12 protein-coding genes are annotated in these 13,916 nt (G+C 74.6%); 4 read left to right on the top strand and 8 right to left on the bottom strand.

Features of this window, described 5'->3' with window-relative positions; translation table 11 throughout:
• Positions 1-31: 31 nt before the first annotated feature.
• The gene (locus ACFWN3_RS07140; protein ID WP_377644762.1) at positions 32-808 is read left to right on the top strand and encodes an ABC transporter ATP-binding protein; all 777 of its coding nucleotides are present in this window, start codon (positions 32-34) and stop codon (positions 806-808) included.
• 1 nt (position 809) lies between these two features.
• A complete protein-coding gene (locus ACFWN3_RS07135; protein WP_377644761.1) occupies positions 810-3,368 on the top strand; it encodes an ABC transporter permease in 2,559 nt (852 codons plus the stop codon).
• Positions 3,369-3,381: 13 nt separating this feature from the next.
• Here the strand turns inward: ACFWN3_RS07135 and ACFWN3_RS07130 are convergent, their stop codons facing one another.
• Complete coding sequence (locus ACFWN3_RS07130) at positions 3,382-3,672, bottom strand: WXG100 family type VII secretion target (protein ID WP_377644759.1); 291 nt, start codon at positions 3,670-3,672, stop codon at positions 3,382-3,384.
• Positions 3,673-3,795: 123 nt separating this feature from the next.
• Positions 3,796-4,899 carry a DNA glycosylase AlkZ-like family protein gene (locus ACFWN3_RS07125; RefSeq protein ID WP_377644757.1) on the bottom strand — a complete coding sequence of 368 codons (1,104 nt, stop codon included), beginning with the start codon at positions 4,897-4,899 and terminating at the stop codon, positions 3,796-3,798.
• Positions 4,900-4,951: 52 nt separating this feature from the next.
• On the opposite strand from ACFWN3_RS07125, the gene ACFWN3_RS07120 reads away from it, so the two are divergent.
• On the top strand, positions 4,952-5,728 hold the full coding sequence (locus ACFWN3_RS07120; RefSeq protein WP_377644755.1) for a DUF4031 domain-containing protein: 777 nt from the start codon (positions 4,952-4,954) through the stop codon (positions 5,726-5,728).
• Here ACFWN3_RS07120 and ACFWN3_RS07115 read toward each other — a convergent pair.
• The 6 genes from ACFWN3_RS07115 to ACFWN3_RS07090 all read right to left on the bottom strand — a co-directional run bounded on the left by ACFWN3_RS07115 (position 5,709) and on the right by ACFWN3_RS07090 (position 12,777).
• The gene (locus tag ACFWN3_RS07115; RefSeq protein WP_377644753.1) at positions 5,709-6,365 is read right to left on the bottom strand and encodes a hypothetical protein; all 657 of its coding nucleotides are present in this window, start codon (positions 6,363-6,365) and stop codon (positions 5,709-5,711) included. The two genes, ACFWN3_RS07120 and ACFWN3_RS07115, sit on opposite strands and share 20 nt — an antisense overlap.
• A 31-nt stretch (positions 6,366-6,396) precedes the next feature.
• Positions 6,397-8,292, bottom strand: a complete 1,896-nt coding sequence (locus ACFWN3_RS07110; RefSeq protein ID WP_377644751.1) for a DUF2339 domain-containing protein — start codon at positions 8,290-8,292, stop codon at positions 6,397-6,399.
• Between the two features lie 92 nt (positions 8,293-8,384).
• On the bottom strand, positions 8,385-9,521 hold the full coding sequence (locus ACFWN3_RS07105) for a S1C family serine protease (RefSeq protein WP_377644749.1): 1,137 nt from the start codon (positions 9,519-9,521) through the stop codon (positions 8,385-8,387).
• A gap of 402 nt (positions 9,522-9,923) precedes the next feature.
• Positions 9,924-11,372, bottom strand: a complete 1,449-nt coding sequence (locus ACFWN3_RS07100) for a sensor histidine kinase (protein WP_377644747.1) — start codon at positions 11,370-11,372, stop codon at positions 9,924-9,926.
• Positions 11,372-12,085 carry a response regulator transcription factor gene (locus ACFWN3_RS07095; protein WP_377644745.1) on the bottom strand — a complete coding sequence of 238 codons (714 nt, stop codon included), beginning with the start codon at positions 12,083-12,085 and terminating at the stop codon, positions 11,372-11,374. The genes ACFWN3_RS07100 and ACFWN3_RS07095 overlap by 1 nt, the downstream gene beginning before the upstream one ends.
• Before the next feature lie 59 nt (positions 12,086-12,144).
• Positions 12,145-12,777, bottom strand: coding sequence for a hypothetical protein (locus ACFWN3_RS07090; RefSeq protein WP_377644743.1), 633 nt, complete (start codon positions 12,775-12,777; stop codon positions 12,145-12,147).
• 164 nt (positions 12,778-12,941) lie between these two features.
• Here ACFWN3_RS07090 and ACFWN3_RS07085 point away from each other — a divergent pair, with 164 nt between their 5' ends.
• The gene (locus ACFWN3_RS07085; RefSeq protein WP_377644741.1) at positions 12,942-13,880 is read left to right on the top strand and encodes a hydroxymethylglutaryl-CoA lyase; all 939 of its coding nucleotides are present in this window, start codon (positions 12,942-12,944) and stop codon (positions 13,878-13,880) included.
• The last annotated feature ends 36 nt before the right edge of the window (positions 13,881-13,916 follow it).

Below are 13,916 nucleotides of genomic sequence, written 5' to 3'. Positions count from 1 at the left end.
GGGCGTGAGCCCCTCCCCGAAGGACCAGACGATGACCCTCGCGAACGCCGCCTCCCCGACGACCGGCCGGCAGGCCTCCGCCGCGCGCGTCGAGGGCCTGACCAAGGTGTACGGCTCGGGGGAGACGCGGGTCGTCGCGCTCGACGACGTCAGCCTCGACCTGTACGCGGGCGAGTTCACCGCGATCATGGGCAAGTCCGGCTCGGGGAAGTCGACCCTCATGCACTGCGCCGCGGGCCTCGACAGCGCCTCCGCCGGCCACGTGTGGGTGGGCGACGTCGACCTCACGACCCTCAAGGAGAAGCACCTCACCGAGCTGCGCCGCGACCGGATCGGCTTCGTCTTCCAGGCCTTCAACCTCGTGCCGACCCTCACCGCCGAGGAGAACATCGTCCTGCCGGCGGCGATCGCCGGGCGGACCCCCGACCAGGCCTGGTTCGACGAGGTCGTCGACACCGTCGGGCTGCGCGACCGGCTGGGACACCGCCCCGGTGAGCTGTCGGGCGGGCAGCAGCAGCGGGTGGCCTGCGCCCGGGCCCTCGTCGGGCGACCCGACATCGTCTTCGCCGACGAGCCCACCGGCAACCTCGACTCGACCTCGGGTGCCGAGGTGCTCGGCTTCCTCCGCCGGGTCGTCGACACCCACGGCCAGACCGTCGTCATGGTGACCCACGACCCCGGCGCCGCCAGCTGGACCGACCGCGTCGTCTTCCTCGCCGACGGCCACGTCGTCGACGAGATCCGCGAGCCCACGCCCGAGCGCGTCCTCGAGCGGATGGCCGCGCTCGACCACCCCGTCGGGGCCTGACGTGCTGCGCGCCACGTGGCGGAGCCTGTTCGCCCGCAAGCTGCGCCTCTTCCTCAGCGCGTTCGCCGTCATCCTCGGGGTCGCGTTCGTCGCCGGGTCCTACGTCTTCACCGACACCCTCGACCGTGCCTTCACCGGCCTGACGAGCGGCGCCGTCGGCGACGTCATCGTCCGGCCGGGCACGTCCGCCGACAGTGGCGGCGGCTTCGGCGCCGGGACCTCGGGCGTGCGGACGATCCCCGCCTCGATGGTCGACGAGCTGGGGAGCGTCCCCGGCGCCGCCCGGGCGGACGGCCGGATCACGAGCTTCGGGACCTTCGTCGTCGGCAAGGACGGCAAGATCATCGGCGGTGGCGGGCCCCCCGGCATCGCCGTCAACTACTCGCAGGGCCCGGCGGCCAACGGGGTCGCCTCGGCCGTCCTCGAGCGGGGGCGCTGGCCCGCGAAGGCCGGCGAGATCGTCCTCGACGACGCCACGGCGACGAAGTCGGGCTACCTCGTGGGTGACGACGTCCCCCTCGTCACCTCCACCGAGACGCCCCGGGTCGACGTCCGGCTCGTCGGCACCGCGAAGTTCGGCGGCTCGACCCTCGTCGGCGCCAGCGTCGTCATGTTCGACACCGCGCAGGCGCAGGAGCTCTTCCTCCAGGGCGAGGACGCCTTCTCGCAGATCTGGGTGACGGCGGCACCGGGGACGACCCAGGAGCAGCTGCGCACGGCCGTCGCCGCGACGCTGCCGACGGACATGCAGGCCGCGACCGGCGACGCGACGGCCGCCCGTGCGGCGAGCCGGATCGACGAGGCGCTCTCGTTCGTCACGACCTTCCTCCTCGTCTTCGCGGGGATCGCGCTGACGGTGGGGGCCTTCCTCATCGTCAACACCTTCTCGATCCTCGTGGCCCAGCGCAGCCGCGAGCTCGCCCTCCTGCGGGCCATCGGCGCGAGCCGCCGGCAGGTCGCCCGCTCGGTCCTCCTCGAGGCCGGGCTCGTCGGGTTCGTCGGGTCGGCCATCGGGATCGGGCTCGGGGTCCTGCTCGCCATCGCGATCAAGGCCCTCTTCGGCCGGATCGGGCTCGACCTCAGCGACAACCCGCTCGTCCTGGACCCCCGGACGATCATCGTCAGCCTCGTCGTCGGGGTCGTCGTGACCCTCGCGGCGGCCTACCTCCCGGCACGGCGTGCGGGCAGCGTGCCGCCGGTCGCGGCGATGCGCGACGACGTCGCCCTCGCCGAGAGCGGCCTGAGGTGGCGGCTGACCGTGGGTGCGGTGCTGCTCCTCGCGGGGATCGGCGCCATGGTGGCCGGTCTCTACGAGGTCGGCTCGGAGCCCACGTACGTCCTCGGGGGTGGCGCGTTCGGGGTCCTCGTCGGGACCGCGCTGCTCAGCCCCGTGCTCGGACGCCCGGTCCTCGCGGGGCTCGGCTGGGTGTACCGCCGGGCGTTCGGGGCGGTCGGCCTCATGGCCGAGCAGAACGCGCGGCGCAACCCGCGGCGCACCGCGGCGACGGCCTCGGCGCTGATGATCGGCGTCTCCCTCGTGACGATGATGTCGGTCCTCGGGGCGTCGACGAAGGCCAGCCTCGACAAGAGCCTCGCCGAGGACATCATCGCCGACTACATCGTCTCCAACCCTGTCGGACAGCCGTTCTCGAGCGCCGTCGCGCGCGACATCGAGGCCGTCCCCGGCGTCGACCAGGTCGCGCGGATCCGCGGTGCCCTCATCCAGGTCGACGGCGACCGCGACTTCGCGGCGGGCGTCGACCCGGCCGTCATCGCCACCGTCGTGCGACCCGACGTCGTCACCGGCACGCTCGCCGACCTCGACGCGCGCGCGGTGGCCATCTCGACCGAGCTCGCCGCCGACTCCGGCCTCGCGGTGGGGTCGACGCTCACCCTCGAGTACGCCGGGGAGGAGGCGGAGCGCACCGTCGTCGCGACCTACGTCGAGGACGCGGCGCTCACCGCCGACGTCACGATGTCGCTCGAGGGCTTCGAGGCCATCGGGGTCCCGCCCACCGACCGCACGCTCTACGTCACCGCGCAGCCGGGCGCCGACCGGGCCGCGCTCAAGCGGGCCCTCACCGAGGCCGTCGCGGACCTGCCGACGGTCGGGGTCAGCGACCAGGCGGAGTTCGCGGCCTCGCAGCGCGAGCCCATCGACCAGCTGCTCTACATCGTCTACGCCCTCCTCGGGCTCGCGGTCGTCATCGCCATCCTCGGCATCGTCAACACCCTCGCCCTCTCGGTCATCGAACGGGTCCGCGAGATCGGGCTGCTGCGCGCCGTCGGCCTGAGCCGTCGGCAGCTGCGGACGATGCTGCGGCTGGAGTCGGTGGCCATCGCCCTCCTCGGAGCGGTCCTCGGCATCGTCCTCGGGCTCGCCTTCGCGATCGCGATGCAGCGCTCCCTCATCGACGACGGCATCGACGTCCTCGCGATCCCCGGCGGACAGCTCGCGCTCTTCGTCGGCGCCGCCGGCGTGGTCGGTGTCCTGGCCGCCCTCTGGCCTGGGCGCCGGGCGGCCCGGCTCGACGTGCTGCGCGCCATCGCCACCGAGTAGGGCACGCCCCGCCTCACGTGAAGAGGCGCACCGCCTGCGCCTCGGCCTCGGCGTACCGGGTGCCCGCGGCGCCGAGGACCTGTCCGATGGCGTCGAGGGAGGCACGCACCTGCTGCTGGGTGCCCCGCCACTGCCCGACGACGCCCTGGAACTGGGCCGAGGCCGACCCGGTCCACGCGTCCTGGAGACCGGTGAGCCGCGCCATCATCACCGCGACCTGACCCTCGATCTCGCCCGAGATCCGTGCGACGTCGCCCGCGGCCGCGGCGATGCGGTCGGTGTCGACCTGGAACTGTGCTGCCATGGAGAACCCCCTCCTCACGGACCGCCACGGTCGGCGACCCCCTCGTCGACGACCCTAGGCCGGACGTCCGACGCCGCCGGCGGGTTGTCCACAGGCTCGGGCCGGGTGGTGTCCGAGAACCCGTCAGCCGGGGCGGACGAGCTCGAGACCGAGCCACCTCGCGAGGGAGCGCAGCTCGCGCTCGACACCCTCGACCGCCGCCGCGGCCGGCGACTGCTCGTCCCAGTGCACGGCGTCGACGCGCAGCTCGCCGCGGTCGCGGTCGGCGGTGGCGTCGACCTTGCCCACCAGGGCATCGCCGTGGAGGACCGGCAGCGCCCAGTACCCCCACTTCCGGGCCGCCTTCGGCTTGTACATCTCGAGCTGGTAGTCGAACTCGAAGAGCTCGGCCATCCGCTTGCGGTCGGCGACGAGCCGGTCGAGGGGCGACAGCAGTGCCGTGCGCCCGCGGAACGTCTGGTCGAGCAGCTCGGGGTCGACCCGCCACGCGCCGCGCACCCCCTCGACGGCGGCGGCCTCCCCGGCGTCGCCGACGTCGTTGGGCTCGAGCGGGTGCTGGGTCGTGCGTGCCCGGGCGATGCCGAGCGCCCGCAGGCGGCGACGGTTCCGCTCGGCGACGGCCTCCGGGAAGGGCACCGTCGGGGTCTCGGGGTGGACGCGGTCGGCGAGGTCCCAGAGCCTCTCGCGTCCCTCGCGCGCCGCCACCGCGACCTCGCCCCTCGCCTCGAGGAGGCCGACGAGCATCCGGGTGTTCCGGTCGTCGTTCCACCCGCTCGAGCGCCAGGGCACCACGCAGGTGTCGGGGAGGTCGCGCGTCGACAGCGGGCCCTCCGACCGGAGGAGGGCGATGACGTCGTCGTGGCACTCGCGGTTGGCGTCGAGCCAGTCGGAGACGTCCTCCATCCACTCGGTGAGCGGCGGTGGGCCCGGCCAGGCCCGCATCTGCGCGCGGAACAGCGCGAGGTCCTCACTCGGCCGGAACAGGCCGTCGAGCTCGAGGACCCGGCGGTCCTCGAAGAGGCGGTCGAGCTCGTCGGGGTCGTACGACGCCCCGATGCGCGACCACAGGACGAGGTCGGCGCTCGGGGCGACGTGGGCGGTCATGTCGACCTGGACGACGCTGAGCCGGCGCACGACGTCGAGGACGTCGGTGGGTCGTGGGCTCGCGAGGAGCTGGGCCCGCACCGCGAGGCGTCGGGCGTCGCGCCGACCGAGCTGGAGGACCACACCCCGACGCTATCGCCGGGTGCGGACGCCGGGGCCACCTACGATCGAGGGCGTGGCCATCCTCATCGACCCGCCCGGCCCCGAGGCGCACGGGCGGCGCTGGTCACACCTCGTCAGCGACACGAGCCTGGCCGAGCTCCATGCGTTCGCGCGGACGGTCGGCATCCCCGAGCGCGGGTTCGAGGGCGACCACTACGACGTCCCCGAGGAGCGGTACCGCTCGGTCGTCGCGGCCGGGGCTCACCCCACCCCGCCGCGAGACCTCGTCCGGGCCCTCCAGGCCAGCGGCCTGCGGATGCAGAAGAGGAAGGGCGACAAGGGCGTCGCCCGCGTCCTCGGCGTCGAGTTCGTCGACGGCACCACGGCCGACATCGACCTCATCCGCTCCGACCGCGAGGCCGACGGGTCGCGGGTGTTCGCCGCCATGGCCTTCGTCCGCGACTCCGCAGGCGACCACGTCGTCGTGCACTCGATCCGGCGCGACGAGTGGGGCGCCCCCGGAGGCTGGCGGGAGGAGGGGGAGTCGGTGCGCGAGAACGCCGTTCGCGAGGTCCGCGAGGAGTCGGGACTGGTCGTCGACGCCGCCGACCTCGTCCCGGTCGGCTACGAGCGGTTCCACCACCGGTCGTCCGGCGGCCTGTGGCGCGAGGGTCGGGACCTCCTCCAGGTCTTCGTCGTCGACCTGCCCGGGCGTCGCCCCCCGCTGTCGACCGAGCACGCCGACACCTCCGACCGGCGCTGGGTCTCGTGGGGCGAGCTCGTCGGGCTCTGCTCCGACCAGTTCTGGTGGCCGCTCGTCGCGGCGACGCTCAGCCCGCGAGCCGGGTGAGCTCGCGCGCGAGGTTCTCGCGCGCGGTGTCCTCCCAGGCCGAACGGGCGTGGGCCGAGAGGTACACCCGGGGCCTGACGAGGAAGGGCCGCAGCACGTCGGACCGCCCGGCGGCGTAGGCGGCCGCGGGGACGTGCGCGTACTCGTCCCGGACCTGGCGGCAGTACTCGTCGAACCGGGCGACGGGGGACGCGAGGATCCAGAGGTCGGCGTCGTGGAGGACGACACGCGCCGGGTCCGTCGCGTCCTCGCCCGACAGGTCATGCGCGACGGTGTCGAGGACGAGAAGGGCCACGCGAGAACGGATCTCGTCACGGACGCCGAGCCGCCCGAGCTCCTCGCGCGCGACGTCGGCACTGGCCACCTCGTTGGTCTCGTGGTCCTCCGCGGAGTACACGGCGTCGTGGAACCATGCGGCCAGGACGGCCACCGTGTGGTCCGCGGCCGCGACGTCGTCGGCGGAGCACAGGGTGTCGACGGCGGCGAGCACCTCGGCGAGGTGGGTGGCGTCGTGGTAGCGCCGGTGCGGCTCCCGCCACCGCCGCAGCAGCCGGGCCCCGACCTCGTCGACCTCGGCTGGGGACGCCCGCGTCACCTGTCCGCAGTCGGTCCGCCACCGCCCCCTCAGCGCGTCCATCCGGACACTCTGGCAGAGGGCGGGCGGCTCGTCACGCCGTGAGGCGGCGCCGTTCCCAGGCGCGGGCGTAGCGGGTCCCGGTGGCGAGCAGGACCAGTCCGGTGACGATGAACGCGACCGACCGCACGATCCCGCTGAGCGCGGCGAGGTCGTAGACGAAGAGCTTCGCGACGCTGACGCCGCTGAGGAGCAGCCCGCTGCGCAGGACGAGGTCGGAGTCCGCGGCTCGGTCGAGACCCCGCAGCAGCAGCCAGGCGGCGGCGAGCATCCAGGTGACCGTGGCGACGGCGTGACCGACCGTGAAGCCGGTGACGGGGTGCCCCGCCTCGGCGCCGGCGAGGGTGCCGGCCGCGACCAGGCCCGTGGCCGAGGCGCCGAGCCCGGTGAGCCAGGCGGCGACCCAGGTGAGCGTCCGCGACGTCGCGGACAGGCCCCGCTGGGAGGCGACCGCCCACACACCCACGGCCACGACACCTCCGGCGACGACGCTGTCGACCAGCGCGGCGACGAGGTCGTGGTCGAGGGCCGTCGAGGTCGTGACGACCGCGAAGGGGTGCTGCAGCCATGCCGTGAGGCCGACGGCCGTCGCCCCCGAGGCGAGGGCCAGCGTGGTCCGCGAGCGGCTGACCCCGGCGACGGCCAGCTGGCCGAGGCCGAGGAGGAGCAGACCGGTCGTGACGTAGCGGGACGGGGCGCCGGCGAGGACGGCGAGCACGGCGGCGAGCGTCCCGGCGGCACCGCTCGTGACGACGAGGTGGGAGCCCACCGGACCGAGGGGAGGGCGCGAGAACGCGGTGGCCGCCAGCAGGAGGACCGCAGCCGTCGCGGCGAGGGTGAGGGTGCGGGTCGGCTCGGTGAACGGGGCGGCGCAGGCCAGCAGCCCGGTGACGACGAGGCCGAGAGCGACCGAGGACGTGACGTCCTCCCGGTCGCGGCGGACCGAGACCGCCGAGGTGAGCAGCGTCGCGAGGACGACGACGGCGGCGACGGCGAGGTGGCCGACGGCGTCCGCCGAGTCGACCCCCGAGAGGACGCCGCCGGCGAGGAGCGAGCCGGTGACGGGGAGCGTGCGGACGAGGGTGAGCGTGGGGCGCGTCGCGATGCCGCCGGCCCACCAGGCGGCGAGGCAGAGGACCGCGAGGAAGGCGGAGACGACCCAGCCGAAGTCACCCGCGACGACCGGCGCGAGCACCGCCGCCCCGGCCACCGTGAGGACGGCGAGCAGCTCGCTGTCCCAGCGGCGGGCGAGCTGGAGCCCGGCCAGGGCCAGCACCCCGGCGACGACGAGCCCGACGCCCGGCGCGACCCAGCCGTAGCCGCTCGTGACGGCCACGACGTCGAGGTACGCGGCGGCGACCCCCGTGGCGACGAGGGCCACCGGCGCGCTGCCGACCCGGGCGCCGTCGCGGGTGGTCCGGAGGTCCGCCTCGCCACCCCGGACCCCGAGCGCGACGAGGACGGCCGCGAGGACGGCGCCCGCGGCGACCCGGGCCCCGGGGCCGAACCAGCCCTGCTGGATCGCGAGGACGAGCAGCATGGCGACCCCGGCCATCGTGATGACGGCGCCGGCGATGGCGAGCGCGGCGGTGACGCGGCCCTCGCGGCGGTACCAGGGGACACCTGGTGGTGCGGGGGGCGCCGCCGGGGGCGCCCAGCCGCCGGCGGGCGGGGCGGCCGGGGGAACCCAGCCGCCGGCGGGCACGGCGGGCGGGGCAGGTGCGAACGGGGTCGACGAGGCCGTCGCGGGTGCCGGGACCGGTGGGACGGGTCGGGCCGGTGCCGCGGGCACGGGCGCAGCGGCGGCTCGGGCGGCCTCGACGTCGAGCTCGGCCCGCAGGCGAGCCAGCCCGTTGCCGACGGAGTAGAGGCGCGCCATCGCGTCGGCGAAGTCGGACTCGAGCTGGTGGACGGTGGTGCGGTGGCTCATACCGCCCACCATCGCGCCGGGGACGGCGAAGGCGCCTGAGCACGCACACTCATCGTGTGGGCCCGGCGCCTCCGCCCCGGGGCGGGGAGAGGTCAGCCGTTGCCGTTCCCGTTGCCGTCACCGCTCGTGTCGGTCGACGGCTTGGCGGCGAGGGTGGCCTCGACCTCGGTGCTCCGTCCGTCCCGCAGCACCGTCAGCGTCACCGTCGCGCCGGCGCTGCGCTCCCGGATGTGGCCCACGAGGGAGAGGGCCGACTCGACCCGCTCGCCGTCGACCGCCGTGATGACGTCGCCGACCTTCAGGCCGGCCGCCGCCGCCGGGGTGCCGTCGCCGACCGAGGTGACCTCGGCGCCGGCCATCGAGCCCGACCCGTTGCTCGCCGAACCGTCCTTGGGGGTGACCCCGAGGTACGCGTGCGTCGCGGCGCCCGAGTCGATGAGCTGGGTGGCGATCGAGCGCGCCTCGTTGACGGGGATCGCGAAGCCGATGCCGATGTTGCCCGACTGCCCGGACGACGAGCTGCCGAGCGAGGCGATCGAGGAGTTGATGCCGACGAGCTGGCCGGTGGCGTTGACGAGCGCGCCGCCGCTGTTGCCGGGGTTGATCGCCGCGGACGTCTGGATCGCGTTCGTCACGACCGGTTCGGACTGGCTCTGCTGGAACGGGTCCTGGGAGTCGTTCTCGCCCGCGGTCGTCACCGGCCGGTTCAGGGCGCTGACGATGCCGGTCGTGACGGTGCCGGCGAGGCCGAGGGGGTTCCCGACGGCCATGACGGGGTCGCCGACCTTGAGCCCCTCGCTGTCACCGAACGCGACCGGAGTGAGGTCGCTCGGCGCTCGGGTGATCGTGATGACGGCGAGGTCGGTGGACGGGTCGGTCCCGCGGACCTCGGCGTCGAAGGTCCGGCCGTCGGCGAGGGTCACCGTGAGCTTGTCGGCGCCGGTGACGACGTGGTTGTTCGTCAGGACGTGGCCCTTGGTGTCGATGATGACGCCGGACCCCTGCCCGCCACCGTCGCCGCTCGTCGCGGTGATGCTGACGACGCTCGGGGTCACGGCCGCCGCGGTGGCGGTCCAGTTCGGCGCGGAGGCGTCGGCCTGGACGACCGGTGCGGTGTCCGTGCCGCGGCCCAGCTGCGTCGAGGACGTCGAGGAGGGGGTCGACGTCGTCTCGGGGAACAGCCGGACCGCGGCGACGGTGCCGCCCGAGGAGAGCAGGGCGGCCAGCACGGCGACGGCCGTGAGCTCGGCCGTGCGGCGCCGACCCGAGCGCGGGGCGGGAGATCCCTGCGCGCCGCTGGGACCCGACGGCCCGAACGGGCCCTGGGGCGGCGTCGGCCCGTGACCGGTCGGGGCGTACGGGGGGAAGGGGGAGTGGGGCGCCGCCGGCGCCTCGTGACCCCCACCGGACGGCGGGGGCTGGGGGATCGGGGTGGTGGGCGCGCCGCTCGCCGGCTGTCCGACCGGCGGCGCCGGGGCGGGTGCCCGCGGCGCCTCCGGAGCGGGATCCGTCGCGGTCCCGCCACGCGGGGAGTACCACTGGGGGGTGGTGTTCGGGTCGCTCATCGTGGGCTCCTTCGGTGGGAAACTGGCTGAGCGCCAGTCAAGTCCGCCGAGGTGGGCGCGCGCTGGTCAGACGCTGGGAGCCTGCTGTGGAAGTCGGACGACGAAGGTCGCCCCGCCTCCGGGGGTCGCCGCGACGCCGACCCGCCCCTGGTGCTGACCGACGATCGCGGCGACGATCGCGAGCCCGAGGCCACTCCCTCCACCCTGGGTCCGGCCGCGTGAGGGGTCGGCACGGTAGAACCGTTCGAACACCTTCGTCGCGACCTCCGGGGGGACACCCGACCCGTGGTCGCGCACCTCGAGGGCGATCTCGCCGCCATCGGTGCCGACGGCGACCTCGACGGGAGTGCCGAGCGGGGTGTGCCGCAACGCGTTCGCGACGAGGTTCGTCACGACCTGGCGCAGCTGGGCCTCGACGCCCGTGGTGACGGTCGGTCCGACGGGACCCTCGAGACCGAGCAGCTGGATGCGGCGCTCGGGAGCGCGCACCCGCGCGTCGGCGACGGCGTCGGCGGCAAGCACCGTGAGGTCGACGGGGCCGGCCTCGACCTCGGGGGCGTCGTCGATGCGCGCGAGCGTGAGCAGGTCCTCGACGAGGCCGCTCATCCGGCCCGACTCGGCCTCGATGCGCTCCATCGCGCCGGCCACGGCCTCGGGGTCGCGCACGGCCCCCTGGCGGTACAGCTCGGCGTAGCCGCGGACCGTCGCGAGCGGGGTGCGCAGCTCGTGCGAGGCGTCGGCGACGAACTGGCGCATCCGCTCCTCGCTCGCCTCGCGGACGGCGAAGGAGGACTCGACGCGCGAGAGCATCGTGTTGAGGCTCCGGGTCAGCGAGGTGACCTCGTCGTCGGCCTGGCGCTCGGGAACGCGCTGGGTCAGGTCGCCCCCGGCGATGGCCGCGGCCGTGTCCTCGATCCGGCTGAGCGGGCGGAAGGCCCGGCGCACCGCGAACCGCGCGAGGACGACCGAGAGGAGCAGGACCACCGTCCCGATGAGCGCCGCGAGGACGAGGAGGCGGGTGACCGTGTGCGTCACGGTGTCGAGCGGGACGCCCACCGCGAAGGTCGCGTCCTGGCCGAGCACCCGCCCGGCGACGAACCGCCAGCGGGTGCCGCCCTCCCTGGACCGGACGGTGAACGGCAGGCCGGACCGGACCCGCTGGTCGTCGATCGCGAGGTCGGGGATGAGGGGCGTGGAGCGGGCGCCGGTCGGGCCCTTGTAGATGTCGGCGCCCGGGCTCTGGAGCTGGAACGCGTAGCTCGACGGCAGCCCCGACTGGCGGTTGCGCAGGTCGTCGAAGGCCTGGCTCGCGACCGGGCTGGCGACCGAGCGCAGCTCGTTGTCGACGCGGTCCATGAGGTCGGAGCGCATGAGGTAGGCCGTGGCCAGGCTGGTGAGGACGAGGGCGGCCCCCACGAGGGAGGCGACGATGGCGACGAGGCGTCGGCGCAGCGGCACGGCCTCGAGGCGGCGCACGACGGCGTCGAGCGGCGCCCTCGAGGGGAGCTGCGCCATCAGCCCTGCGGGGGCAGCCGGAGGACGTAGCCGACGCCGCGCTTGGTGTGGATGAGAGCGGGCAGGCCGTCGGCGTCGATCTTGCGGCGGAGGTAGGAGATGTAGGACTCGACGATCCCGGACTCGCCTCGGAAGTCGTAGTCCCAGACGTGGTCGAGGATCTGGGCCTTCGACAGCACGCGGTTCGGGTTGAGCATGAGGTAGCGCAACAGCTTGAACTCGGTCGGGCTGGTCTCGATGACGCGGCCCGCCCGGCGCACCTCGTGGGAGTCCTCGTCGAGCTCGAGGTCCTCGAAGACGAGGACGGGGCGGTCGTCGTCGACGTCGCCGCGGGTCCGCCGCAGCACCGCGCGGATGCGGGCCACGACCTCCTCGAGGCTGAACGGCTTGGTGACGTAGTCGTCGCCACCCACGGTCAGGCCCTTGATCTTGTCGTCGACCGAGTCACGGGCGGTGACGAAGACGATCGGCAGCTGGCGGCCCTGCTCCCTCAGCCGACGGGTGACGGTGAACCCGTCCATGTCGGGGAGCATGACGTCGAGGACGCAGAGGTCGGGCTCGTGGTCGTCGGCGACCCGGAGCGCCTCGGCACCGTTGGCGGCGGTCGCGACGTCGAACCCGGCGTAGCGCAGGGACGTCGCGAGGAGCTCGCGGATGTTGGGCTCGTCCTCGACGACGAGCAGCTTCGCCTCGGGGACCGTCGGGGTGCTCACCCATCCAGTCTCGGGCCACTTCCTGTGAGTCGGCTGGACGTCGACTGGGAGAAGCCGGGTCAGTACGAGTCGAAGTCCGAGGACCCGCCGTCGAAGCCGCCGCTCATCCCGACCGCCATGAACACGACGAACCCGATGACCGCGACGGCGACGGAGATGCCGAAGGCGATCCACCCCCAGCGGGCGAGCTTCGCCGCGCCGACCGGGTCGGTCGACTGCTTGGTGAGCCCGACGATCCCGATGATGAGCGCCGGGATGCCGAGGACGTTGCAGCACATGACCGCCGCCACCGCGGAGGTGATGGTCAGGGCGATGAGGCTGCCGTTCGAGGCGGGCGCCGGCCCGTACGTGCCGGGGTACGGCTGGCCGTAGGCGGGCGGCTGCGGCTGCCCGTACGCCGGCGGCCCGTAGGCGGGGGGCTGCCCGTAGGCGGTGGGCTGGCCGTAGGCGGGCGGCTGCCCGTAGCCGGTGGGCGGCCCGTAGGCGGGCGGCTGCGGCTGCTCGTGGGCCGGCGGCTGGGGCTGCCCGTACACCGGCGCCCCGTAGCTGGGCTCGTGGTACACCGGCTGGTGGTAGTCGGGCGCCTGGTCGGTGGGTACGGCCCAGGGGGCCGGCGGCACGGGCGGGGTCTCGGGCACCGGTGGAGCCGTGGGGTCCTCGTGACGCGACCCGGGCTCGTTCGTGTCGGTCATCCGCGCCGTCCTCCGTCGTCGTGCCGCCCCCGACGGGCACCGGGCGGCCCGTCGCGACGAGGGTAGCGGGAGCGCCGCCCCCGGTGTCGACGGTCAGCGAGATCCGCCGCGAGGAGCCCGCACCACCTCGTGACCCGGGTGACGGTCCGTGTCAGGATCGGTGGGTGAGACTCCCGCTGCCGCAGGTCGAGCCCGACCCCACGCTCCCGTCGTCGGTCACGGTGTACGAGGTGGGCCCGCGGGACGGGCTGCAGAACGAGTCGTCCGTCGTGCCTGCCTCCGTCAAGGCGGAGTTCGTCCGCCGGCTCGTCGCGGCCGGGCTGGAGACCGTGGAGACGACCTCGTTCGTCGACCCGCGCTGGGTGCCCCAGCTCGCCGACGCCGAGGAGGTGCTCGACCTCCTCGGGACCGAGGGCACCGGACCGCGTCGCCCCGTCCTCGTGCCGAACGAGCGCGGGCTCGACCGGGCCCTGGAGGCCGGGGTCGGCGCGGTCGCGATCTTCGGCAGCGCCACCGAGACCTTCGCCCGGCGCAACCTCAACCGGACCGTCGAGGAGTCGGTCGCGATGTTCCGCCCGGTCGTGTCGCGCTCACGCGACGCCGGGCTGTGGGTGCGCGCCTACGTCTCGATGTGCTTCGGCGACCCGTGGGAGGGTCCGGTCCCCGTCGAGCAGGTCGTCGACGTCTGCCGCCGCCTCATGGACCTCGGCTGCGACCAGCTCTCGGTCGGGGACACCATCGGGGTCGGGACGACGGGCCACGTCCACCGCCTCCTCGCGGCCCTCGACGACGCCGGCATCGGCCCCGAGCGGGTCGGCGTGCACTTCCACGACACGTACGGCCAGGCGCTGGCCAACACGATGGCGGCACTGCGCGACGGCGTCACCGTCGTCGACGCGTCCACCGGTGGCCTCGGCGGCTGCCCCTACGCCAAGAGCGCCACGGGCAACCTCGCGACCGAGGACCTCGTCTGGGCCCTCGACGGAGCGGGCGTGCGGACCGGCCTCGACCTCGACGCCCTCGTCGAGACGAGCACCTGGATGGCCACGCAGCTCGGGCGGCCGTCGCCCTCGGGCGTCGTGCGGGCGCTCACCGGCGGCTGACCGGTCCACCGCACGCGCCCGCCGTCCCTGACAGGG

The organism is Oryzobacter terrae (assembly GCF_042756445.1).
Classification (GTDB): domain Bacteria; phylum Actinomycetota; class Actinomycetes; order Actinomycetales; family Dermatophilaceae; genus Oryzobacter; species Oryzobacter terrae.
This window is presented reverse-complemented; position numbering and strand designations above follow the sequence as displayed.